The organism is Phyllobacterium sp. GQ127 (assembly GCF_059758635.1).
In genome coordinates this window covers 855,672-876,470 of the sequence record NZ_JCAXDZ010000001.1, presented here as the reverse complement: position 1 = coordinate 876,470, position 20,799 = coordinate 855,672, and the positions used below count along the sequence as shown (strand labels likewise).

Sequence of the window (20,799 nt, the reverse complement as noted above, 5' to 3'; positions counted from 1 at the left end):
GCGATTTCTCGCTAAGCCTTTGAAGTGACTGGCTCCCCGGGCCGGATTCGAACCAGCGACCAACCGGTTAACAGCCGGTTGCTCTACCACTGAGCTACCGGGGAATAGCTTTTCAGTCATCAGCGAGGTGGCCTATAGCAAAAGGGTTTCGCTTTTGCAAAGGACCATTTCACTTTTTTTCATTTAATGTGCACAACAAAACGCTGGCATCAGCAAAAACACTTCCTACATCAGAGCTATCCCGTCCAATGAAGCAGAAGGATTTTGAGTGTCCGACGGACCTAAACAGACCGATAACCTTGGCGATCACGCCGAAAAGCCTCACAGGCGACGGCATATCCGCATTCTCGGACGGCACATACCCGTGCCGCAATCGGTGGCAATGCGTCGCACGCTTGGCGGAGGGTTGGTTGCGGGAGGCATATTGGGCTTTCTGCCCGTGCTTGGATTTTGGATGGTTCCTTTAGGCCTCGTTGTGCTCTCACAGGATTCGGCCATCGTCAGGCGCAAACGCCGCCAGCTCGAAGTCAAAATTCTGCGCCGCTGGAAAGCCAGCCGGTTTGGCACAGACAAAGACAAAAATTGACGCTGCTTACGGGCACTCTGTGCCGAAGTTGTGCTGTGTGACAATTTCCATTTGTTAAGCAGAATGCGGCCTGTCTGTGAATGAGTGATTTTAGCTGTTGCAGCACAAAACAAAAACGACTATTCAGAACGCCGCGAGTGACCGGTTCAGAATGAAAATGCGTCACTTTCATAAGTAGTTAATTTCATTAGCTATTTGCAGTTGAGGCCTCGTGGCGGAGTGGTTACGCAGAGGACTGCAAATCCTTGCACCCCGGTTCGATTCCGGGCGAGGCCTCCAACGCCCAAATCCCCGAGCATAAGCATCTGAATTATAAGGCTTTTTTCTCAGGTGTGGCAGCATGGGACGCCACCACACCTTCAGGGTGTGGCAGCTTGTTCTCTATTTCACCCCAATCGATTTTCGAAACGGCTTGCACGGCGAGCTTCGCACGCTGCGCATTGCGGGTATAAATCTTTGACGTTTTTGGGTCAGACCAGCCAAACATTCCTTCAAGCATTAGGTCGGTAGCTTCGTTCTCCGCCATGTTCGTAGCCAAGCCTTTGCGTACGCTGTGAGCGGACAAATGTGGCAGACCGGCCTGGGTAAACCAATCAGAAACGCGGTTACCTAAACCTTTGATGGAGTAGGGCTTCTTATGCTCGGAAATCATGTAAGCCATCCCTTTGAGTGGATGGAGTTTTAAAACCGCATCTAAAATGGGATGAATCGGTATTTGTAGAATGACGGGCTTTCGGTTGCGGTTCTTAAAAACCTTGAACTCGAGCTTGTCGCCGCGCCGATGCTGAGGCCCGATCTGGGCAAGATCGGAGACGCGAACGCCCGTGAACATTAAAAGTGAAATCGCCAGCACTGCTTTTGAAGCTTGGCCATGATGTTCAATGAATTGGCTGATTTCTTCCATGCGCGCAGTTGCATGTCCATTCGTTTGCTTGCGAAATGATGCGACCAGCTTTGCAATATTCTGCTTTACCAAAGGTTGGGGCTTCGCAGACTTACCAGCTTCAAAAATTTGCCGAAGTATTTTTAACCGTTCGTCGGCGGCAAAGGGCGTTTCCTTTTTTCGGTCCCGCAGCACTTCGATGTTTGCCGCGTCGAGGATGGCAATCGGCATGTAGGCGTAAAGACGCTTGTCGGTCTTGGATATAGGCTCCAGCAACATACTGTCGATAATGGATCGGCGCTTTGCTCTCGTTGTGGAATCCAAGCTCTGAAAAGCACTGCTCTGTAGGTAGTTTGAGCAGAGGAAATGAAAGGTATTCGGTCGGGCCACGCCCGGTAGCGTTAATTCGTCCGATACGGCGGCCTCAGCGATTGCAACGCCATTCCGCGCTGACCAGTACGCTTTTGAAAACTCTTCGCTGTGCGGGTTGTCTGGAAGTCGACAAATCCTTTGACCATTGATCCGGAAATAATATCTCAGCTTACCGTGTCGAGAACGGTTCGTTTCGATAAATGGCTGATCAATTGTCGCCAAATCGTTCATACCGATGCCCTCCAGCTGGATACATCGGCCTCTCTTGCGCCATCTACAGGCCACTCTGCCATGGCCGCTTCGATTTCAGCTATACGCCAAAACTTGCGCGTATGCCAAATCCTTGCTGGGGGAAGTGCTCCTTCTTTCACCATGGCGTCGACTGTATTGGGTGCGACGCCCATTGCTAACGCCACTTCCGTGCGGTTAAGGCCAAGGCGTGGGATGTTTCGAGTTGTTTCGGTGCGGGCCATTGTTTCACCCCTGCAGTTTCAAAAGGCGTTCCTTAAGGACTTTCACCTTTGTGACTTTGCCTGCTTGTTGCTGGTTTGCTTGCTGGCGAGCATCAGTTGGATCCTCGGCATCAACGTCAATGAAAGAGCCGGACTCGTAGTGAACGCGGAATGTCGTCATGACTGCTTCCTCGCAATGCTACGGATGATGACAAGGCCCATGTCAGTATCGCCAGAGACGCCGTATAGGGCTGCTGCCACCTTGAGGGGATCGATGCCGACAGAGTTCCAGTAGGCGCGCTCGTCGCCCATTCTGTGCTGTTTGGCGTGTTGTTCCCGGCATAGTGGAACGGTCCAGCGGTCATCAGCTTTTTCGGACTTACCGCGCTCACGCTTTCCATAGGCTGGATCGGCATAGCTGATATGGGCAGCCTCGATTGGGCGGCGGCCAGTGACTATGCAGGGCAAATCCTTCAGCCACTTAAGGTGTTGTCCATCCTTTATCGCAGGGCGTTTGTTGCCCTTCGACGGCGCTATAGAAAACGCTTCAGGGTGTCTTGCAACGCGATAGCTCATAATACGTGGCTCCAAGTACTGCCTTTGATTACTCGGGTCACAGCTCCACGCGACACGTTCAAAGCAACGGCGATTTTTCGTTCAGATATCTTGTGAGAAGCCATTCGGCGGATGGTTCTTACATCCTTCTCCGTGAGTTTCGCTTTGCCGTGGTTTTCACCAAGAGCGATGGTGCCGTGGGCAATCGCGTCGGCTCTGTTCTCCAAAGAAGTTGCCCATCTCAAATGCTCAGGGTGCACGCAGCCTATGTGTCCCTTGCCACAACTGTGGGCAGCTTCATGATCAGGCGTGGGCGGTTCGCCGTGCGCTTCACGGCACATGATATTGGACGCGACACGGTGGCGGCCTTCTAAAGCAATAACACCACGGCCTTGTCTATCCCGCCGGAAAGGCCAAATGAGACAATCATCGCCTTTGTGATGGACATGACGAAGAATCCATGGCCACGGCTCGCCATGATTTGAAGATTTTGTAAGCGATCCAGTTCTCTTCAGTCGTGCGTAGTGCATTTGGCAGTATGACTTGCAACGTGACGGGTCTGTACATTCCGGCACCGCACACTTTTCACGAAGGATTCGGAAGCCAGCCATCAGTTCGCCCTCCGCGAGCGCTTCACTGCGCGTTCAATGATCGCGTTAAGCTCGACTTCCATCTGAGCGAGTGCCATTTCGTTCTGTACAACTTCCAGTTTCAATCTGAGGTGCGTCTGGTCATAAGCGGCAGCCAGTTCACGCGATCTGCGCACTTCATAGGGAGCGTGGAGAGGGATTGAGGTCATGCTGCCCTCATCTGGTTTAAAGCAGAAGTGCCAGGATCAACGCCGAGCAGCGCATCGACGTAATCGAGAACAGCTTGTTTGGATTCCTGAAAGCGTTTGGCGCCCATGGCGTGCATGGATTGCGATTGAGCCGTAAAGCGCATGAGGGTGTTTCCCTCGATCCGGACGATGCAATACGGATCGTCGTTGGTAAGTATCTTGAACCACCGCTCTGCCTCCACGCGGCTGGAACATGCAACGCTTGTGCTGTCGCAAAAGCCACCGGCAATCAAAGCGTGCTTGCGAAGCTGATCTTCATTGAGAAACCGTGATCCAACTTCCTCGGGCAGAGACAGCCACGCGTCATGCAGCCAAGCAAACTGATGCTTGTGCGATACCCACGAGCGATCTTCCTGCACTTCCATGCGATAGTTTTCGCCGACAACAAACTCTGAATTGACCAGATTGTGGTAGCGCGGGAGAGAGCGCATTACCTCGCCATCCCACTGCCATACGATGTTGATGCTCTCCCTAGCCATGATCAACCTGCCATCATGTTATGGACAGCCTCGGGCTGTTCCATGATTTTGGCTGGCTTGGCGGCCATTCCTGCGGATTCGATTAGTTTTTTGAGCGCAAGTGCGTCGGTTGGTGACTTCGCCCAGAAAGTTCGTAGCGGATCGCGATTTGCATCTGCCCATTTTGCAACGGTGAGAGGATCGCTTTCCTTGATGAACTGCTCGGCGCGGTCGTAGAACTTCCCGACAGGCACATTCTCAAGCGCCCATCCGTCGCCCCAAGTGACAGTGATCGCGTCGTTGCCAGCAATGAGCTTCAGCCGGCTCTCTTCGCGCTCATGCTCGACAAGCTCGGAAGCCGTGAGGTCAAGCACCTTGGCGCGATCAAGTTCTGCTTCGTCATAAAGTCCGGTGAACTGCTCAGGCCATCCGGCGCGCAATGCTTGCATTTCCGCGCACTTCGCAATCATGAGGCGAGGCATGCGGCACCAATTGCCGGAATCATCCAATGAGGCGACAGCATCGGGTTTTAGCGTCTTTTCAATCTTGGGATTGCCATCAGGCCAGCGTTCGCCTGTATCAACCTTGTTGTACTGGCTGGCCGAATAGGACAGGGGAGCAAACTCATCCCAGAATGCTTGTCCGGCTACTTCGTACCATTCGGAGGTCTTGGCGTCCTGTTTCCACAGATAAACGGTCGCAGAAACAATACCGTGCGGGTTTGCAGGGCCTTTCAACTCTGGATCAAACTCATATGAGGGTGTCTTGCTGGCTGGCCGGTAATCGCCACAACGCTGCGCAATGACGCGCTGGCCGTCACGGCTGATAATGATTGTCATCTTCCGCTTATTGGCGTTGGCCTTCGAAAAGATCATTGGAATGATCTGACCAAGGAACGGATCAAGGCCCTTTGCCCGGGCGACTTCAACAAACAGATTGAACTCGTCGTTGTTGCAGTCTTTCGCCACCGTGTTCTGAATCAGAGCGAGCTGGCGTGGCGAGTGAGTAAACTGAGCTACAGCGTTCATTATTTCCTCCTGATGGACAGAGAGATCGAACCGTTGTCGAGGTGAGCGCCGGGAATTTCCTCGGCGGCTTCCAGCGCTTCTTTCAGCGCCTTCTTGTCGAGCTTCGGTTCAACATTGGGGATGGTCCAGAACACAGCCGGTATCTCAGCCTCGTTTTCGATGACGAGATTTGGCTTGCGTTTGGAAAGGAATATCGTGGCAGTCGGAAGGGTGAACTTGTCCTGCTCAGTTACAAGCATGGCTTGTTCGATTGCGGCGCGACGACGCTCGATGCGCTGCTCTGCTGCCTTACGGCGATCAGACAAGGTTTCTTCCTTGGCTTTTATGCCAACGATAAGAATTTCATCCTCATCATTCGCATCGATTGCCGCTGTGATTGCTTCGAGCAGGGAGGTTTCACCCTCGATAGCCGTCTCGACAATCTCTTGATCGTCTGCGTCTCCGCTGTCCTTGAGGCTGGCGAGCAATCGCTTTGCAGCCTCAGACTGGCGGCGCAGTACATGCGTTGCATCACTCATGCTGCAATTCCTTTTGCCTGTTCCGTCCGGAAGATTGTTTCTGTGGTAATGGCGACGACGACATAGCTGTGCCCGTAGCGCTCATGGAGGCCGGATGCGCTATCAATAGCGATGCGCTTTGAACTCACGCCGTCCGCAAAGACTTCGCCGGTATCCATGTTGAGGATGCGGTATCTGGTCATTGGAAGAACCTCAGTGCCAGAGCAGACCAGAAATAGACGCAGCCCATGATCAGGACAGACCAGACAAGGGTACGTTCCATGCGGCGGGCGCGGCGATCTTGAGCGTCGGCCATGTCTTCGAGTTCAGTTGTGGGAATGTGCGGGTTCATCAGCGTTTCCCCGCAATATAAAGGCATTCTTCAAGGGAGATTTCGCGAGGGCCGCGCTTTTCAATGCGCATGTCCAGATACGCATTCCGGAGATACATGCCGAACTGAGCGCGATTGAACCGGCGAGGCGGGACGCCCTGACGCTGTTCGTAACCAATCACCCATTCACGATATGAAGCCCAAGCAGTACGCAGGGCGGATGATGCAGTCACATTCGACCGGACCTGTTTGGCCACTGCTGGCTTAGCGATCAGGCCTGTAAGAAACTGGCCGAGGTCAGTAGTGGTTGTGTGGAAAGCGGTCATTGCGTTTATCTCCAAGCCGTTCATTGGCTGTTGAGATAAACGTACGTTTTGTACGATAACAAGTCAAGTACGTTTTGTACGATTTGTTCTGCCGTCGTACGTTTTGTGTGTCTCTGGGTATTTCATGAGATGGATGCGAGTTATTGCATCGAATTTAGCCAATCGGAAATAGATTCCGTAATAAGCCTAGCTCTCCCGGTAGTCTTCCTGAGTACCTTACCGTTCTCGATAAGGATTTGTGGTGATTCACCTAATGCCATTCCATATACAAAAGCAGCTCTACCTGATGCTGTCTTGTTTCTCTTCTGGCTGGATAGATTATAATCGTAGACGCCGCTAACGACACACGTCTCGGTGCTGCAAACCGCAGTCACGCTTTCGTCCTGCAGCATGTAGAGGCGATTTTCCCATCGCTGGGCATAATTTCGCTTGTCATCGATAAGCTTGTCTTTAGCTGTTACTTTTCCAAAATATTCGACTTCTGGGGCGTAATATTTCAAAACTCCATCCAGCATCTCAGAGAGGGACTGTTGGTTGGCGTAAATGAGGTTGCGCGTAACTACCTTTGCACGTTCCTCCATCCGATTTGTATCAGCATTAACCTGAGGTTGCGCTGCTGCAGGGGTGCCCGTTCTGTTAATTTGGTACTTTTCGATTTCGGCTAGTGTGAAAAAATGCATGCTAGTCGATGGCGTATTGAGCATCGTAGTGAGTATCTCGCTTGAAATTCCAAATTTAACAATTGTCGAGATGATATCCGCCATTCCGTATTGCGCTTGCGATCCGGATAGTTCCCCAGATTCGGTATAAAACTGATGCACACCCAACTTACCTTCAACAAAGCGCGCTTTTCCCGCAAAAAATATGAAAGAACAGGCAGATGCGCAGGTAAAATCTTTTGGAATATAGGTGCTGATCCCTTTGTCAAAAACATCCTCTGCAATCAGCAGGCCCGAAGTCATGTCGCCGCCGGGACTAAATAATTGCAGAACTGTAATTTCAGGATGTTCGCGCAGCGCGCGTTTAAATTGAAGCGGGTCTCTGCTTGTGATGGGGCCAGCTAGGGATAGAAGCTTTGGAACAGTAGGAAAGTACAGAAACGCCCCGTACTGCTGTGTTTCCTCAGCAGTGGCGGTGCTTCCCATGAGCAGCAAGGCTGCAAGCGAAGCGAACGTTCTATGCAATAACTCTCCCCTTACTGTTTTGGATCTGTGCCCAATTCTTATAAATCGTGTATCACCCTTTTTACTCGACCAAACACATAAAGATCATCGTTGGCAGGAATGGACGTATGATCGGGATTGGTCGAATAAGGCTGTAGGCGCGCAGGATCCCGTTTGTACCTCTTGAAAGTAGCTTCACCGCCTTCAAGCGAAAAAATATAATACTTGCCATCAATCAAGCGATCATCAGCTCTATTCACGAGCACGATAGCGCCGTCCGGTGCTACGCGGTCCATCGAGTCGCCGTCTACAATTAGTGCGATCCATTCACCTTTTGGCAGATCACCTACTTTGATCCATCGTTCTACGTCCGAGGCGATTACACCTTGTTGGCCGCGCAAGTTGCCCGCGCTAACCATAGACAATACCGGAACGTCAAACTCAGCATTTGAAGTATCGTCTTCAGTGCCAAATAAAATCCAACCAGGATCAACATCAAAAAGCGCTGCGTATCGCTCGGCCGCTTTTCGCGAAATCGGCCGATTTCCATTCTCGTTGCTGATCAATGTGTTGACGTTAATTTCCTTGAAGGCGCGGGCAGCGTCCGTCGGGCTATCAAAGCCTGCGCGCTGTCTTGCCATCTTCAATCTGTCTTTTGGCTCAGTCATTCGTACATAATGACTTATTTTTATCGTCCAAAGTGTACGATTTAGGCTTGTGCTTAATTCGTACGTAATGTACGATTATTGAATGATGAAGCATCCATCCTCCATTTCCGCGCTCATTTCTGAGTGGCCCACAATTGTCGAATTCGCAAATGAAGTTGGTTGCGGATACGAAGCGGCGCGCCAAATGCGCAGACGTGAAAGCATTGCGCCAGAACATTGGGCGAAGGTCGTTGATGCATGCACTGCTCGTTGCATATGCGGCGTAACATTTGAATGGCTGGCAAAGCAACGCACTTCGGCTTCGGGTGAAGCAGCATGAGCGCCGAAGCTGAAATCAAACAGTTCATTGATCGCGTTCTTCGCCTTAAGGAAGAGCAAGACACACTCGGCGAGGATATCCGCGAGGTTTACGCGGAAGCCAAGGGCAGGGGATACGACAAGACTGTTCTCGGCAACGTCGTTTCGCACCTCCGTAAGCTTGATAAGGTTGGCCGTGACGCCATTCAAGAACGGGAAGAAATCTTCGATCTGTATCTGACAGCCTATGAAACTGGCGGTCGGGCGCATGCGCCTGCGCGTACACGAGAAAACATTGAAGAATTTCCGGTCAACGCGAAGCTGGTGGCGACCGTCGCCAACGCTGTTCAGACCGAAACCGGACGCAAGGCTCTTATCGCAGCCGTCGATATCATGATCGAGCGCGAAGAGCAGATAGATCCTGAAACGGGTGAGATCAAAGAATCCTTGGCTGAAAGGCCAAGCGATGCGGTATCCGAGAGGACCGCTCCACTGGTCGATGCAACAGCACCGGCTGAGGCTGTGATAGAGGGGCAACCTTCGGTGACCGCAGCTGCCAGCGCCAAAAGCGCAGGGGAGGCGGTTTCGACTGACCTCCCCACCAATTTCGAGCCGCCAGCATTCTTGCAGGACAAGCCGAAGACGGCACGCGAGTATCGACCGCATTGCCAGAGCCCAAGCGGCTGTCGTTCCGGTTCTCCATTCGACCATTGCTATTCCTGTAAGAAGTTGATTGCAGCTCAAAGCGAGGTTGCATGAACCTCGCGTCAGAAATCACCAGAGTAGGTAGCACTACGATCTTTCGGGTCTCGTCGTTTCGTCTGGTTGTCAGGCGGTTGCTGGCGTCGGGAAGGGGTTGTTTTTTCAGAGCCTTGGACACCCGGTACAGCGCCGCCGCCTCGTTTCAAATTGCTCGCCGTCTTCCTCCCATCCTCCCGGACTGGCTGAGCATGTTGACCACTGGAGCGAAACCCCTCCGCTCCAGTGGTCTCTTTTCTCGCCTTTACGCTGGACAGGATGCGGGCTGCGAGAAATCCAATCTGTTTTTCCGACCAGTCGTCAACCTCGTGATCCCCATCGCTGCGGTTGCTGGTCGTCACTTCCAATACGTCACTGCTCTCCTTGCTGTTGCTGTCCATGACAGAAACCTAGCCAAGGAATTCGTGCATGACGTTGTCAGAAACAGAGCATCTCGTTGTCAAATTGAAACCGGAGCAAGAAGCCGTGAGTAGGGCCGAAATTGCCAGTAGTTACGTCAACCGCATGGTTGATGTTGAAAGCCAGGGTTGGGGTGATGTTTATCCCGCCATGGAACGTATCGGACGCCGGTATCGGCTTTCAAAGTGGACACTCAACCACCTGAGGAAGCGCCGCGCAAAGACCGTCGATGACAGTACCTTCCGGCGCATCCGAGCAGCCTATCTCCATTTTTGCGAACAGCAAATTTCAAATCTACAGCACGAATTAGAACTCGAAAGGTCGGTGAACCCGGATGCTCATATGGAGGATTTTGAGCGCGAGGCTTCGCAGCTTTTGGCGAAGGTTCGTGAAGCGAAGAAAACTTCGACGGGAAGAAATTATCCGGCTGGAGGCTGCTGATAAATGAAACTCCACGGCCTCACACAACGCCAGTTCCATCTCCTGACCTTCATCAGGGATTTCAACCAGAGACACGGCTACATGCCGTCATATGTCGAAATGAAGGACGCGCTTGGTCTTGCCTCAAAGTGCTCGATCTCTCGTCTGGTAGATGCACTTGAAGAGCGCGGCCACATCTGCCGCATCCCAAACAAGGCTCGCTCCATTCAATTGGCGGTGCGGCCATGAAAAAAATAGTAATGGAATTACGAGCTTCGTTTCTCGAGAATACTATCCCAGTCGAATTCGACAGCAGATATTGGCGGTGTGCCGTCCCAGTAAAAACAATCCACGAGCTCGGCGTTCTTAAAATCATCGATTGTGTCGATTTCAGCACCGGAGAAATCACAACCGATGAATTTGTTATTTTCACCGATACTATATCGAGAGCTCCATCGGCTAATTTTAACAGACGTTACGGTGCAACCGGAAAGCAGTCGATAAGTGACCCTCAACGTCCATGTGGAATCGATATCGTCGCTTATTGTTGCATCTGTAAACCGATAATTTGCGCTACTATCCAACAGACTTTCGATGATTTCCATCGCATGGTCGCCGCCAATTATTTCGACCAACTGAGTTCCATGTATAGGTTTCCAACGGTACGAAAAGTTGTCGTAACTCTTCGTTCCGTCAATCTGGATAATTCGATTCGAACCCCGTCTCAACTTGCTGCCTTCTTCAAGGGCATCTACAATTCCCTGAACTACATATCTAGCATTTTTATCGGGCAGGTATCTCACAAATCCATCTGCCAAAAGGTTCATGGCTTCGCTGGCAAATTTGGGATTCTTATCACACGCTATAGCCTGCAGAATGGCGACACCTGCTGCTCTCTGTGGTTCTTCAGTACTTACGATAAGCTCCGCACCTTTTTCCAACAACAAAGCCAAGTTGTTTTCCTCGGTCGCTGCAATCTGTTGACTCAACTTATCGATCTGCGTGCGTTGCAAAACGATCGCATCGAGTTGCGCGTTTGCTTGTCGGGTAGAAATCAAACCTCGCCAGAACACAGTGCAAAACGTTACCCCAGCAGCACCTATCAATCCCAGCTTATAGATAACGTCAATCCTTTTCGCCTGCTCATCCAGCTCCATCGAAGACAACGCGTAAACGGATGCGATAATCACGACGATGCCAACAACACTTGCAATGAGAATGGCCGAAAATTTCCAAGAGTTCTCGCTCTGCCATCCTTCATAATCGCGGACGTGTTGAGCCGCGTTGCGCAGCTGCAGAAATTTATTGTCCAATTAGCTCCCCCTCAATTAGTGGGGCATTTCAACCACAGTTGTATAGCGAGCACAACTCAATCTTGGGTAGTTTCAGCATGATGCAGCTCGATATGTTCGCAGCATTAGCTCCAGCCGAACCGGTAGTCATGCCGGACATGGTCGCCGAACGCTTGATCGAGAAGGGTTATGCTCACAATCAGTACCTTCTTGATGTCAACCGTTCGATCAACGCCGTCTACGGCAATCTGCCCTCACGTCTTTTTGGCTTTCCGATTGAGTACGCGGATCGCAACCGTCTCAAGGATAGAGATAGTGAACTATGGCTGCGCCATCCTGATTTCGAAGGCTTGTCGTTCGTAGATGAAATTGAGGCAGATACGGGCGTTAGGCCGTATTGGCAGCCTTTTGACGAGTTTGGCCGCGAGCGCAATATAGGCCAGTTCTGGCATGCCATTGATTTGCTCACCGATGAGCATTTCCGAGCAATGCTCGATACCCGCAACTTTACTGACAAGCCATCGGTCATTAACGGACTTCGCTTCCATATGGATTATAGGGGCTTGTCCGTTGCGAATGCTCGGATTGTTCTCTCCGAATATGGTTGTGATGAGCCAGAAGATCGAAGCGCTGCGTTTCTTCACAGCGATGCCGTGAAAGTCACCAAGTCTCAACAAGGCAAGCACGTCGGCATGTGGACGAAGGACGAGCAATCAGTATGGGCTGCTATCCATGGCCTTGAGGACGGCTTGTTCAAGCGTAAAGGCGGCTTCCTAACTTTCTCAAAGGAATTCCTGGCTGAGAAGGAGCTGGCAGCATGAACGACAACCAGCCAGACTCGATCAGCCTTCGCAACGTCATCTTCGGAATTTGCCTCGCTATACTCTGCATAGCTTGGATTGCTGCTCCTTGGATATTCGGGGAGGGATTCTGATGCACCTGTTCGATTGGCCGTTTGGCGATATCAATCCTCACAGCTTTGACTTCATCATGGCCGATCCGCCATGGCGCTTCATCCTTCGTTCTGAGAAGGGCGAGGGAAAGAGTGCTCAAGCTCGCTATGACACGATGCCGTTGGACGAAATCAACGCATTGCCAGTAATGGATTTAGCAGCGCCAAATTGTGTTCTCTGGCTATGGTGCACTGCTCCAATGCTTCCCCAGCAACTTACTACCGTGAAGGCGTGGGGGTTCGAATACTGCACCGAAGGTGTCTGGGTGAAGATGACTAAGAACGGCAAAGTGTCATTCGGCACTGGCTATGGTCTTCGCGGATCCCATGAACCTTTCATTATCGCCAAACGTGGCGAGCCAAAGCTGACACATTCAACTCGATCAGTAATCCACGGCAAGGTTCGCGAGCACTCGCGCAAGCCGGAAGAAGCCTACTTCGAGGCAGAGCGATTGATGCCGCGTGCGTCTCGTCTTGACCTTTTCTCTCGAACTAATCGTCCTGGCTGGACCGCTTGGGGCAACGAGTCCGGCAAATTCGCGGAGGCAGCGGAATGACCAGAATTTCGAACGCCGAAATGGCGGAAGAGTTGAACAAGCTCGTCATTGGCAAAGCTGCTTGGCTGCAAGATTTCTCCCAAGGCAGGCGCAAGCGCCCAGATCACGAAATTGAGGCGCGCTGGCGTGAACTGGCAGTCTTGAAACAGGCTGTATCGGACTATGCCGCTGCCGTCGAACACAAGCGAGGTGCAGCATGAGCAAGAACCCATGGATACGTTTCTTTCCCTCAGATTGGCTCGCTGGCACGCGTGGAATGAGCGCCGTTGAAACGGGCGTCTACATCACCTTGATCATGTCAATGTACGAACGCGGTGAGCCTATACCAGAAGACCATGCTCGTTTAGCAAGGCTCTGTGGAGCGTCAAATTCGGCATTTAAAGCTGCGCTTGAAACCCTCATTTCAGAGGGGAAAATCGTTCGTGTCGAGGCCGGGCTTTGGAACGAGCGTGTTGAAAAAGAGCAAGTCTACCTCTCGGAAAAGTCAGAGGTAGGATTTCAGGCCGCAAAAGCCAGATGGAAGAAAAGTAAGCAAAATCAAGCGGCATCCGATGCGGATGCAATGCGTTCGCAATGCGATAGCAATGCCATTCCAGAAGCCAGAAGCCATATAGAAAAACCTCCCGGTTTTTCAGGGCGCGCAAGCGCGCGAAAACCGAAAGGATTTGTCCATGTCCGGAAATCAACAGATGCAGCACGTTCACTAATCCAGGAGCTCGAAGAGAATGAACAATTCGGAGAAGATCGAAGCAACCAAGGCATTGGCCAAGCTGTTCGGGAGTTTCCCGCAATCGCCCATGTCCGATCCTGACTTGCAGCTTCGTGCCTACCTCGATGCGGTCGAGGACTTCGAATGCGTCGATGTTCTGTCAGCCGTCGAGCGCTTTCGTCAGGGCGAGGTGAAGGAAGTGAACAAGGCTTACTGCCCTTCGACAGCTCAGCTTTGTGACGAGGTTCGTCACCGCAAGCAGATGCGGGAAATCATGGCGAGGGCAGGGGTTAAGCCCGGCCAAAATCTCATTCAATAGAACTTGCATAAAGCGGACAGGCAATGAAATCGGGAATAGACAAAGACAAGCACTGGTATGTCGTCCGGACAACCGTGAAGGGCGAAGAGAAGGCTTTCGAGAACATTCGCAAGGCTGGCTTTGACACGTACTATCCCCGCCGTAAGGTCGAGGTGAAGAACATGCGGACGCACACCTACAAGATCAACGAGAATGCTTTGATGCCTCGGTATCTGTTCGTGGGCTTTGATCCGAGGAACGCAAACTTCTACCGGGTGAATGGCTGTGACGGCGTGGAATGTGTGCTTGGCGTCAATGGAAGGCCCATACGGATATCAGAGGATCATGTCGAGGCCATCTACCTAGCCGAAATCGACATGGAGTTTGACGACACCCGGGAAGCACGGATCCACCGCAGGGAAGAACTAGAATCCGCCAAGGATAACACCAAGCGAGAGTTTCCAACCGGTCGCAACGTGTTTGTCACGGAAAAGGGAAATCCGTTTGCTACATTCGGAGGCGTGGTCGAGGAAGTCACCAAGTCCGGCAAGGTCATCGCGCTTATCGAGCTATTCGGGCGCATGACGGCAGTCCAATTTGATGGTAAGCAATTGACACCAGCATAGGAAGCGAGCGGCAGGACATTGACAGGTTCTGCTTCATCATTCCCAAACTAGGATTCTTGAGATGGTTATGCAGGCCAGAATTGCCACCGCTTGGGGAACGCATGAACCTTCCCGCCAAAATGCATCTAAACTGATCGAGCGAGTCTTCAATAAAGATCCGCGTATCGAGCGGATGATTGATTTAGCTGGACCGAACGATACCATTCAAATCTTGTTGGATTGGTCGTGGTGGCAACAGTTGGCAGTGGGAGCCATGACAGTATATGGCGGTGGCATATTAGCCCAAGCCGGGGCTAATACATGGAATCGTATTCAAGCTGTCGCTTCCAAAGCATTGAAATCCAAAGCGGAAGGCGTTTCTTCAGATGCTGTGAAGGAGTTTTCTGACATTGTCAGTGACGCGCAAAATGCTGGAAATACAGTAATTCTGGGACTACCAGTTAACGAGAGCTTTCAGCGCCGTAATATTGGCATCGAGCTACGTGACAGCTCACCACATGAAATCATTCAGGCTATGGCGGTATTGACAAATGTGGGAGGAAAAGTATCCGCCACAATAAATGAGCTTATAGACGCCGGGTTGACTGTTAGGGCAACCGAGGAAAACTCTGATTGTAGTGCAAAGATAAACGTCGGCGAGGATGGAACCGCTACAGTTCGGTTGCGAGTATTTGATAAAGACCAACAAAACGGACGTGATCTGGTCATAACTTTCAGCCCAGATGGTGAAGAGTTGCCGAATTAATAGGTAGTAATCCCCAGAATAAATGAAATTAATCCTTTCGATAGGATGCAAATCAGTATATACGCGCATAAGTGATTTGCGTTGACGCCGGACCTTTGGACAGGGAACACTCGCCGGGCGCATGGGAAGAGCTTCACGGCTTCCCGCTAGGGAGGTTTATGGGCCACAATCCGCAGTTTAATTTTATGACTTGAAGGGACGAAAGCTAGTGGGGTGGACACCCATGCTAGTTCCTCGACCCTCAACAAGGATCCGCATGCGCGGGTTATAATTCCGTCTCACGTCATTTGGAACGCCACAAAGACTGTCGAAAATAAATGGCAGGCCTTGGAGTTCGATAGGTGTTAGGCACCCCTTTTGGCTGTCACCGTCCGCTCGGACGACTTCATAGAGAAGTTCGACGGGATGACCTGCAACCATAGAGGCAATCATTGGAATGCCGACAGCAATTGGGGTACTCCCCAAAAGAAACCCAAAGAAGGGCGCGATCAATATTGCGCCGATCTTTCTCAATTCTCCATCGTTGGTGTCCATCTTCTTGATAGTAAAGATAAGAATTGTGACAGCCAAGATTAGACCAAGAGTAAGCCGATAGGATTTGGTCGTATTCATCCAATTCGTGGATGGCAAATAATTGTAGCCAAAAATCTGTAGAAGAACGGGCATGATAGCAAGCAAGACCCACGTTATGGCTACGAGGGCTACCACTGCCTTGATCCTTAGGATTGTTTTCGTTGCCTCGTTCGTCAACTGATCCAACTGTAGATCCATTCAAATAACCGATTGTGAAGCGAAGTCTGCTTCTTCCACTGGAAGTTCTGTTTCATCGCATACCGTTTTTGCTGAAAGAACACCATCTAGCAGATGCATGGATACCAACGCTTGTTTGGCTAAAAATATAACAACGGACCTTTGGACAGGGAATACTCGCCGAGTGCATGGGAAGAGCTTCACGGCTTCCCGCCATGGAAAGCTATTCACCAAATTTCATTAGGAAACTTGGCTAAGTCAGTCTTCCTACCTCCTAGTAAGTTCACTAGAATCAAACGATATTCGTTTGCCGGTGAATTTAATGGGGGAAAGCACTGTGGCTAGCGACGATCATCTTGACAAAGAAACTTCAATTTCAGCTGAACTGACCGAAACCGGCGTTAAAGCGAAGGCCAAAAGTCGCTTTGTGGCTGCAATCGACAGATTTGCAGGAAACGTTGTCGAGTGGGGAAATGTTATGCTCGAAAGTGGTAGTTCTAGGCGGCGGGCACAAATAGACGGTGAGCGTCAATTGATCGAGGCGGTTGTAAAGTTTGGAATAGAACAAATGAACCACGATCAAGATTTCGCGAAAAGAGCCCTAGAAAATCACTTTGGTAAAATTGCGAAAGCACAGGTCAATAAGGACGAAGTTCTACGCGAAGCACTAGAAGATTTACGCCGAATTCCGCCGAGTGACACGGAAATGAATACTGGTCCGGTAGAGCTTGATGATCAATTTATGGACCGACTTGAAGGCTTTGCCGAAACCGCATCGACGGACGAACTGAGGCAACGATGGGGAAGAGTGCTTGCCGGAGAAGTGCGTAAACCGGGCACATTCACGGCAAAGGTTTTACGTACGACGGATGAGCTTGATGCCAAAACTGCACGGATTTTCGAGGAATTGCAGCAGTATCGTAGCAACGGAACTTTGATTATCCCGATAATGCCCGACCTGCAGTTTCAAGATCGTCTCGCTTTGGTCTCCGCTGGACTTTTGGTGGAGCCCGGCCTAGTTGGGCATGTCGCAATGTTGGTTGAAGGTACAGATAATACGGGTGAAAAGCTTTGGATGCATCAGTTTGGGGAATTTGCGTTTGCGTTCAAGCAGAACGTAGCTCTCAATTACACAGATCTGAGCCCACTTAAAAATAATTCCGGAAGGCCAGCATTTCCAGTCTACATACTAACAGAAGTTGGACAATCGCTAAGCTCCATCTTGCCGTCTGACGAAACGAAAGCGGTGCTTACGTTGATGGGTAAGCTTCGAGATTTCCTCCCGACAGGAGAGCTTCGTTTGTACAGGAATGGTATCCAAGTCCCCTTTTGAAAGCAGAGTAGAGTTGCTTGGAATACCTCAAGAAGCAGGCTACATAAATCAGGATGGCGGCAGCGTCTGTCGATCCCGTGGCCGGATGACGCCATGTCATGGGCAAGTCGGTTAAAAGGCAGGGGAAAGCCCGCGTAAACTGCCAGCCTCATAAAAAGGAGGCCCGATTACGGTGCGTACTGATATCAATATGTAACTGGTTGGCGGCACAAGGGCTGAACCAATTACATAAGAGAATGCCAATTAAACGTCGAAGTAATGGCAAGTAGCCGAATACCCGGCAGCTCAGACGCTCCATAGCGGTGACGTGGAAGGCATAGGGTAACAAAATGTGGTGCCAGTCCCGTAGGCGAATATACCGTATTGACGTTCCATATCCCCCGCACATTGGTGCGCTTGCGGCAGTCTTCGGGCTGCTGCTTACTCCTTGATAAAGTCCGCCAGCTGCGAAATGCCTTCGCGTTCCAAGCCCACCCAAACAGTCGCGTCTCCACCCATGGCCTTCAGAACGTAATACCTGGTGCCATCCTTTCTCTGTCGGAGTTGGCAGTCGAGATATCCCTTGCCGAGGCTTGTATCGATTGCCAACTGCTTAATAATCGGATCGGTAACGAGCCCTTTGATGAGCGCAGCAGAATTCTTAATCTTAGAAAACATTGTCATCGCACTCCAGTCGGTCTTGTTGTAGCGAGAAATTATCATGAGATGGACAAAAGGCGAGCCGGAACCAGAAACACCTGACACCATAGTCGTGGTGCACAAAGACCTTGGCCCAATGCTCGCAACCTGGCAGCCCCATCGTGGCGCTTCATCGGGGTAAAGCCAACAGGTGGTACCTACGGCCCGTTCTTCCATACCAATCTGGAACCGGGCTCAATACTCAAGTGGATGAAGATCGGTTAGCGACCAGAAGCAATTTCTTGGTCAATAATCTCAATCAACCGTTTATGACTGTCGATATTGGTTTGGTAGTCGGTTTTGATCTGTTCGGTGATGTCGATTTCAGGGCCATTGCCTTCGCGGCGGTAAATCCGGCCATTGCCCTCATTCATGAAGTCCAGCTGTTCTTGAAAGCCACGTATGGTTTCAAGATGTTCTTCTTTCATCGCTTGCCAACTCATCTTGGTTTCCTCCGAAGTTAAGTAGGTTCGCTCAAAGCTGGGTAAAGGGCAATCGCAATGTTTATGTCTCGCCCACTGCCACCAGAAACAATCACGTCTGTTGATGCCAGGATAACCTTTGCACCGCCTCCCGAATTAGTTGAGTGGGGGGGAATGGTGCAGGAGGTCACCAAGACCGGAAAAATAAAGGCTCTTTTGGCGTTGTTTGGCCGAATGACCTCTGTTGAATTCGACGCAAAACAAATCCGACCAGCAGCGTAGATCATATTATTTCATTAGATTAATCATGTGAATGTCTAAGAACTCTTTACATTTGTAATCGTGTTCGATCGTTATTCGTTCCAATACGTTCGGATTGTGCGGAGTTTCGGAGTATATCGATGCTATCTTAGTGCGAAGCGTACTGTTTACCTGCCTATGTATACCGTACCCCGTTGAATAAGATTTCTTGAAAATTGGTGGTATGTCTCCGCCAATAGCGTTTAATAGCTCTAGATTCTGGCTTGCAAATGCAAATCCCATAAATACTAAGTTGGTCGCCTGCGACATTGCGTGCTTTATGCGCCCAACAATTTCCTGATCGCGTATGGATTCGGAAAACGTGATCAAAGTGTCGGCCATTTCCCACAGATTTGTCTGCTGGGGGTCGGGGCCGAATTGGATCCACCCCGGCCCGTATCCGCTATCAGCAACTGGCAATTTTCCGAGAACGCCGTAGGGATGGATTATATTCATCCTGCCCACAATTTCGTGCGCGGCCTCTAACGAAACGTTTTGGAAACTTCGTACAATCGCATGTGCGAGGTAAAACTCTATACATCTATCGTAGTTGAAGCAGATGATAGTTACATTGTTTCCTATGTCTTCGACCTGTGTCGATTGAATCCCATCAAACAGCCCATAGGCAAAATTGGAGATCCAGGTTTTGTCTATTTTAGCCCAATCAATTTCATTTTTCGCTCTATTGCGATCAACATACAGATCCGAGGCTTTTTCTGCTTTGGAGAGGGCGTAGGCAATTTGCACTTTACCCATCTCAGCGATATAGGGGTCATGTGCATTCCGATAGATGAAGGAATCGATTGACTTGGCTGAATCGATGGCGCGATTAATTTCCGCACAAGCAGAAAACCGTAAATTTGCTTCAGTGTGGTCTTTGTATTTCGCTTTAATTGCTCTTATGAGTTGATGGTCGCCTTGATCTCCTTCATATGGATTGAAGCGAAACCTGCTATTTGATTTGATGGTGTCCATGAGTTGCCACCCCACAGGAAATTTGAATTCCGCGCTGGCACCAGCTCCAATAACAAAAACTGTCTTATCCTGAAACATGTGGTCAAAAACACCTAAAATCGACGAGGCCACTTTGGCCGCTTGATCTTTCAGATGATATGGGACGCACGAGTTACCCACAAAAATTCGCTTGAATGGAGAGTGCGGGGAAAATAATCCTTCACATAGGAACAAAATCAGTATATACGCGCATATAGGATGATTTGATGTTCAGTGCGGACCTTTGGACAGGGAACACTCGCCGGTCAAACCCAGCCCGAGCAGTAGCTTGAGGCAGATGGAGGTTTATTCTCCAAATTCAGTTTGGCAGGATGGCGCAGCTGGGGAGCGTGCAAGTCACTAAGCTGGCACGCCTTAAAGATTTTGGTGTAGTCAATTATTGCCGCCCCCACGCACGTTCTATGTCGGGTCTAGTGCGTCGGTCGAGTAGGCATGCATGAATGATTGCAACAGGCCAAAAAGCCAAACCATATGCAGTCCATAACCAAAAGTTTCTTCCTTTTCTACTCGCGACAACTGCGGGAGCGAAAATGAAGCACACCATCAGAATAATTTTAATGAAAACTTCCATTCTATCACCCCAGAGCAATTTCAAATTTTCTCTAAGGTAGGAATGCAAGTGTCACAAGTGGCGCGACGGCGCAGCACTCTTCAGCTTTGCGCAGGATGGCGCAGTTCGGTAGCGCGCTTGGCTCATAACCAAGAGGCCGTCGGTTCAAATCCGGCTCCTGCAACCAGTTTCCCCACCGGAAGCACGAAATTATTTTTGTCTACCCAAAATAATCGGTTCGTAACAACTGTCCAAACGGGGCACAATTTCGAGTATTTCACCCACCTTTAGGTTTGCGTCTAAGGAACCCAACGGCGAAGACACAGCGCAATCAAAAGTCTTATTCTTTGCGTTGCGCTTATATTTTATGCGCCCAGCAATACCCGTTGGGCGTCCACTTTTTGCGTCGTTCACAATCCATGTTTCCATTATTTCGGCCTGGACATGAGGATCATTGGCAATTCGCTCATTGTCCCTTTGGAATCGGATATAGAAAACAACGAAAAGAAGTAAAGCAAGTATCAAAGGCGCGCAAAACCAA

General features: G+C 50.5%; 32 protein-coding genes and 3 tRNA genes. 15 read left to right on the top strand and 20 right to left on the bottom strand.

The window, feature by feature from the left end; translation table 11 throughout:
* Nucleotides 1-29: 29 nt before the first annotated feature.
* Nucleotides 30-104: transfer RNA gene (locus AC6CHM_RS04590), tRNA-Asn, on the bottom strand.
* A gap of 164 nt (nucleotides 105-268) precedes the next feature.
* Here AC6CHM_RS04590 and AC6CHM_RS04585 point away from each other — a divergent pair.
* The gene (locus AC6CHM_RS04585; RefSeq protein ID WP_115052900.1) at nucleotides 269-586 is read left to right on the top strand and encodes a hypothetical protein; all 318 of its coding nucleotides are present in this window, start codon (nucleotides 269-271) and stop codon (nucleotides 584-586) included.
* 205 nt (nucleotides 587-791) lie between these two features.
* A tRNA-Cys gene (locus tag AC6CHM_RS04580) sits at nucleotides 792-865 on the top strand.
* Nucleotides 866-896: 31 nt separating this feature from the next.
* On the opposite strand, the gene AC6CHM_RS04575 is transcribed toward AC6CHM_RS04580, so the two are convergent.
* The 13 genes from AC6CHM_RS04575 to AC6CHM_RS04515 form a co-directional block, all read right to left on the bottom strand.
* Entirely contained in the window at nucleotides 897-2,072 is a 1,176-nt protein-coding gene (locus AC6CHM_RS04575) for a tyrosine-type recombinase/integrase (protein WP_498172197.1), read from the bottom strand.
* Nucleotides 2,069-2,314, bottom strand: coding sequence for a hypothetical protein (locus AC6CHM_RS04570; RefSeq protein ID WP_498172196.1), 246 nt, complete (start codon nucleotides 2,312-2,314; stop codon nucleotides 2,069-2,071). The genes AC6CHM_RS04575 and AC6CHM_RS04570 overlap by 4 nt, the downstream gene beginning before the upstream one ends.
* 4 nt (nucleotides 2,315-2,318) lie before the next feature.
* Entirely contained in the window at nucleotides 2,319-2,474 is a 156-nt protein-coding gene (locus AC6CHM_RS04565) for a hypothetical protein (RefSeq protein WP_498172195.1), read from the bottom strand.
* Nucleotides 2,471-2,869, bottom strand: a complete 399-nt coding sequence (locus AC6CHM_RS04560; RefSeq protein ID WP_498172193.1) for a DUF968 domain-containing protein — start codon at nucleotides 2,867-2,869, stop codon at nucleotides 2,471-2,473. The genes AC6CHM_RS04565 and AC6CHM_RS04560 overlap by 4 nt, the downstream gene beginning before the upstream one ends.
* Before the next feature lie 589 nt (nucleotides 2,870-3,458).
* On the bottom strand, nucleotides 3,459-3,647 hold the full coding sequence (locus AC6CHM_RS04555) for a hypothetical protein (protein ID WP_498172192.1): 189 nt from the start codon (nucleotides 3,645-3,647) through the stop codon (nucleotides 3,459-3,461).
* Complete coding sequence (locus AC6CHM_RS04550; protein WP_498172190.1) at nucleotides 3,644-4,165, bottom strand: hypothetical protein; 522 nt, start codon at nucleotides 4,163-4,165, stop codon at nucleotides 3,644-3,646. Before AC6CHM_RS04550 ends, AC6CHM_RS04555 begins: the two co-directional genes overlap by 4 nt.
* A gap of 2 nt (nucleotides 4,166-4,167) precedes the next feature.
* Nucleotides 4,168-5,172 (bottom strand): phage recombination protein Bet, encoded by a 1,005-nt coding sequence (bet, locus tag AC6CHM_RS04545; RefSeq protein ID WP_498172188.1) that lies wholly within the window; start codon nucleotides 5,170-5,172, stop codon nucleotides 4,168-4,170.
* On the bottom strand, nucleotides 5,172-5,690 hold the full coding sequence (locus AC6CHM_RS04540; protein WP_498172187.1) for a siphovirus Gp157 family protein: 519 nt from the start codon (nucleotides 5,688-5,690) through the stop codon (nucleotides 5,172-5,174). The genes bet and AC6CHM_RS04540 overlap by 1 nt, the downstream gene beginning before the upstream one ends.
* Nucleotides 5,687-5,872, bottom strand: coding sequence for a hypothetical protein (locus AC6CHM_RS04535; protein ID WP_498172186.1), 186 nt, complete (start codon nucleotides 5,870-5,872; stop codon nucleotides 5,687-5,689). The genes AC6CHM_RS04540 and AC6CHM_RS04535 overlap by 4 nt, the downstream gene beginning before the upstream one ends.
* Complete coding sequence (locus AC6CHM_RS04530; protein WP_498172184.1) at nucleotides 5,869-6,021, bottom strand: hypothetical protein; 153 nt, start codon at nucleotides 6,019-6,021, stop codon at nucleotides 5,869-5,871. The genes AC6CHM_RS04535 and AC6CHM_RS04530 overlap by 4 nt, the downstream gene beginning before the upstream one ends.
* The gene (locus tag AC6CHM_RS04525) at nucleotides 6,021-6,326 is read right to left on the bottom strand and encodes a hypothetical protein (RefSeq protein ID WP_498172183.1); all 306 of its coding nucleotides are present in this window, start codon (nucleotides 6,324-6,326) and stop codon (nucleotides 6,021-6,023) included. The genes AC6CHM_RS04530 and AC6CHM_RS04525 overlap by 1 nt, the downstream gene beginning before the upstream one ends.
* Before the next feature lie 140 nt (nucleotides 6,327-6,466).
* On the bottom strand, nucleotides 6,467-7,510 hold the full coding sequence (locus tag AC6CHM_RS04520) for a COG3904 family protein (protein ID WP_498172182.1): 1,044 nt from the start codon (nucleotides 7,508-7,510) through the stop codon (nucleotides 6,467-6,469).
* Between the two features lie 38 nt (nucleotides 7,511-7,548).
* On the bottom strand, nucleotides 7,549-8,130 hold the full coding sequence (locus AC6CHM_RS04515) for a S24 family peptidase (RefSeq protein ID WP_498172181.1): 582 nt from the start codon (nucleotides 8,128-8,130) through the stop codon (nucleotides 7,549-7,551).
* 109 nt (nucleotides 8,131-8,239) lie between these two features.
* Between AC6CHM_RS04515 and AC6CHM_RS04510 the strand changes: the two genes are divergently transcribed.
* Both AC6CHM_RS04510 and AC6CHM_RS04505 read left to right on the top strand, forming a co-directional pair.
* A complete protein-coding gene (locus tag AC6CHM_RS04510; RefSeq protein ID WP_498172179.1) occupies nucleotides 8,240-8,476 on the top strand; it encodes a hypothetical protein in 237 nt (78 codons plus the stop codon).
* The gene (locus AC6CHM_RS04505; RefSeq protein ID WP_498172177.1) at nucleotides 8,473-9,213 is read left to right on the top strand and encodes a DUF2312 domain-containing protein; all 741 of its coding nucleotides are present in this window, start codon (nucleotides 8,473-8,475) and stop codon (nucleotides 9,211-9,213) included. The genes AC6CHM_RS04510 and AC6CHM_RS04505 overlap by 4 nt, the downstream gene beginning before the upstream one ends.
* Nucleotides 9,214-9,221: 8 nt before the next feature.
* On the opposite strand, the gene AC6CHM_RS04500 is transcribed toward AC6CHM_RS04505, so the two are convergent.
* Nucleotides 9,222-9,593, bottom strand: a complete 372-nt coding sequence (locus AC6CHM_RS04500) for a hypothetical protein (RefSeq protein WP_498172175.1) — start codon at nucleotides 9,591-9,593, stop codon at nucleotides 9,222-9,224.
* A gap of 28 nt (nucleotides 9,594-9,621) precedes the next feature.
* On the opposite strand from AC6CHM_RS04500, the gene AC6CHM_RS04495 reads away from it, so the two are divergent.
* Both AC6CHM_RS04495 and AC6CHM_RS04490 read left to right on the top strand, forming a co-directional pair.
* The gene (locus AC6CHM_RS04495; protein WP_498172173.1) at nucleotides 9,622-10,053 is read left to right on the top strand and encodes a hypothetical protein; all 432 of its coding nucleotides are present in this window, start codon (nucleotides 9,622-9,624) and stop codon (nucleotides 10,051-10,053) included.
* Between the two features lie 3 nt (nucleotides 10,054-10,056).
* Nucleotides 10,057-10,281 carry a LexA family protein gene (locus AC6CHM_RS04490; RefSeq protein ID WP_498172171.1) on the top strand — a complete coding sequence of 75 codons (225 nt, stop codon included), beginning with the start codon at nucleotides 10,057-10,059 and terminating at the stop codon, nucleotides 10,279-10,281.
* Nucleotides 10,282-10,298: 17 nt separating this feature from the next.
* Here the strand turns inward: AC6CHM_RS04490 and AC6CHM_RS04485 are convergent, their stop codons facing one another.
* A complete protein-coding gene (locus tag AC6CHM_RS04485; RefSeq protein WP_498172169.1) occupies nucleotides 10,299-11,345 on the bottom strand; it encodes a hypothetical protein in 1,047 nt (348 codons plus the stop codon).
* 77 nt (nucleotides 11,346-11,422) lie between these two features.
* On the opposite strand from AC6CHM_RS04485, the gene AC6CHM_RS04480 reads away from it, so the two are divergent.
* From AC6CHM_RS04480 to AC6CHM_RS04450, 7 genes are all read left to right on the top strand, one after another.
* Nucleotides 11,423-12,145, top strand: coding sequence for a hypothetical protein (locus AC6CHM_RS04480; RefSeq protein ID WP_498172167.1), 723 nt, complete (start codon nucleotides 11,423-11,425; stop codon nucleotides 12,143-12,145).
* A gap of 112 nt (nucleotides 12,146-12,257) precedes the next feature.
* Nucleotides 12,258-12,833 carry an MT-A70 family methyltransferase gene (locus AC6CHM_RS04475; protein WP_498172166.1) on the top strand — a complete coding sequence of 192 codons (576 nt, stop codon included), beginning with the start codon at nucleotides 12,258-12,260 and terminating at the stop codon, nucleotides 12,831-12,833.
* Complete coding sequence (locus AC6CHM_RS04470; RefSeq protein WP_498172164.1) at nucleotides 12,830-13,033, top strand: hypothetical protein; 204 nt, start codon at nucleotides 12,830-12,832, stop codon at nucleotides 13,031-13,033. The genes AC6CHM_RS04475 and AC6CHM_RS04470 overlap by 4 nt, the downstream gene beginning before the upstream one ends.
* The gene (locus tag AC6CHM_RS04465; RefSeq protein ID WP_498172163.1) at nucleotides 13,030-13,644 is read left to right on the top strand and encodes a YdaU family protein; all 615 of its coding nucleotides are present in this window, start codon (nucleotides 13,030-13,032) and stop codon (nucleotides 13,642-13,644) included. The genes AC6CHM_RS04470 and AC6CHM_RS04465 overlap by 4 nt, the downstream gene beginning before the upstream one ends.
* Nucleotides 13,631-13,861, top strand: coding sequence for a hypothetical protein (locus AC6CHM_RS04460; protein WP_498172161.1), 231 nt, complete (start codon nucleotides 13,631-13,633; stop codon nucleotides 13,859-13,861). The genes AC6CHM_RS04465 and AC6CHM_RS04460 overlap by 14 nt, the downstream gene beginning before the upstream one ends.
* A 23-nt stretch (nucleotides 13,862-13,884) precedes the next feature.
* Entirely contained in the window at nucleotides 13,885-14,466 is a 582-nt protein-coding gene (gene nusG / locus AC6CHM_RS04455) for a transcription termination/antitermination protein NusG (RefSeq protein WP_498172159.1), read from the top strand.
* 61 nt (nucleotides 14,467-14,527) lie between these two features.
* Nucleotides 14,528-15,211, top strand: a complete 684-nt coding sequence (locus AC6CHM_RS04450) for a hypothetical protein (protein WP_498172158.1) — start codon at nucleotides 14,528-14,530, stop codon at nucleotides 15,209-15,211.
* A 183-nt stretch (nucleotides 15,212-15,394) separates the two neighbouring features.
* Here the strand turns inward: AC6CHM_RS04450 and AC6CHM_RS04445 are convergent, their stop codons facing one another.
* Nucleotides 15,395-15,982, bottom strand: a complete 588-nt coding sequence (locus AC6CHM_RS04445) for a hypothetical protein (RefSeq protein WP_498172157.1) — start codon at nucleotides 15,980-15,982, stop codon at nucleotides 15,395-15,397.
* Between the two features lie 316 nt (nucleotides 15,983-16,298).
* Between AC6CHM_RS04445 and AC6CHM_RS04440 the strand changes: the two genes are divergently transcribed.
* The gene (locus tag AC6CHM_RS04440; RefSeq protein ID WP_498172156.1) at nucleotides 16,299-17,294 is read left to right on the top strand and encodes a DUF2806 domain-containing protein; all 996 of its coding nucleotides are present in this window, start codon (nucleotides 16,299-16,301) and stop codon (nucleotides 17,292-17,294) included.
* 420 nt (nucleotides 17,295-17,714) lie between these two features.
* Here AC6CHM_RS04440 and AC6CHM_RS04435 read toward each other — a convergent pair whose 3' ends face one another.
* The 3 genes from AC6CHM_RS04435 to AC6CHM_RS04425 all read right to left on the bottom strand — a co-directional run bounded on the left by AC6CHM_RS04435 (nucleotide 17,715) and on the right by AC6CHM_RS04425 (nucleotide 19,747).
* Complete coding sequence (locus AC6CHM_RS04435) at nucleotides 17,715-17,951, bottom strand: hypothetical protein (protein WP_498172154.1); 237 nt, start codon at nucleotides 17,949-17,951, stop codon at nucleotides 17,715-17,717.
* Nucleotides 17,952-18,193: 242 nt separating this feature from the next.
* Nucleotides 18,194-18,415 carry a hypothetical protein gene (locus AC6CHM_RS04430; RefSeq protein WP_498172153.1) on the bottom strand — a complete coding sequence of 74 codons (222 nt, stop codon included), beginning with the start codon at nucleotides 18,413-18,415 and terminating at the stop codon, nucleotides 18,194-18,196.
* A 267-nt stretch (nucleotides 18,416-18,682) separates the two neighbouring features.
* Nucleotides 18,683-19,747, bottom strand: a complete 1,065-nt coding sequence (locus tag AC6CHM_RS04425) for a hypothetical protein (protein WP_498172151.1) — start codon at nucleotides 19,745-19,747, stop codon at nucleotides 18,683-18,685.
* Between the two features lie 621 nt (nucleotides 19,748-20,368).
* On the opposite strand from AC6CHM_RS04425, the gene AC6CHM_RS04420 reads away from it, so the two are divergent.
* Nucleotides 20,369-20,445 (top strand) — tRNA-Met (locus AC6CHM_RS04420).
* The last annotated feature ends 354 nt before the right edge of the window (nucleotides 20,446-20,799 follow it).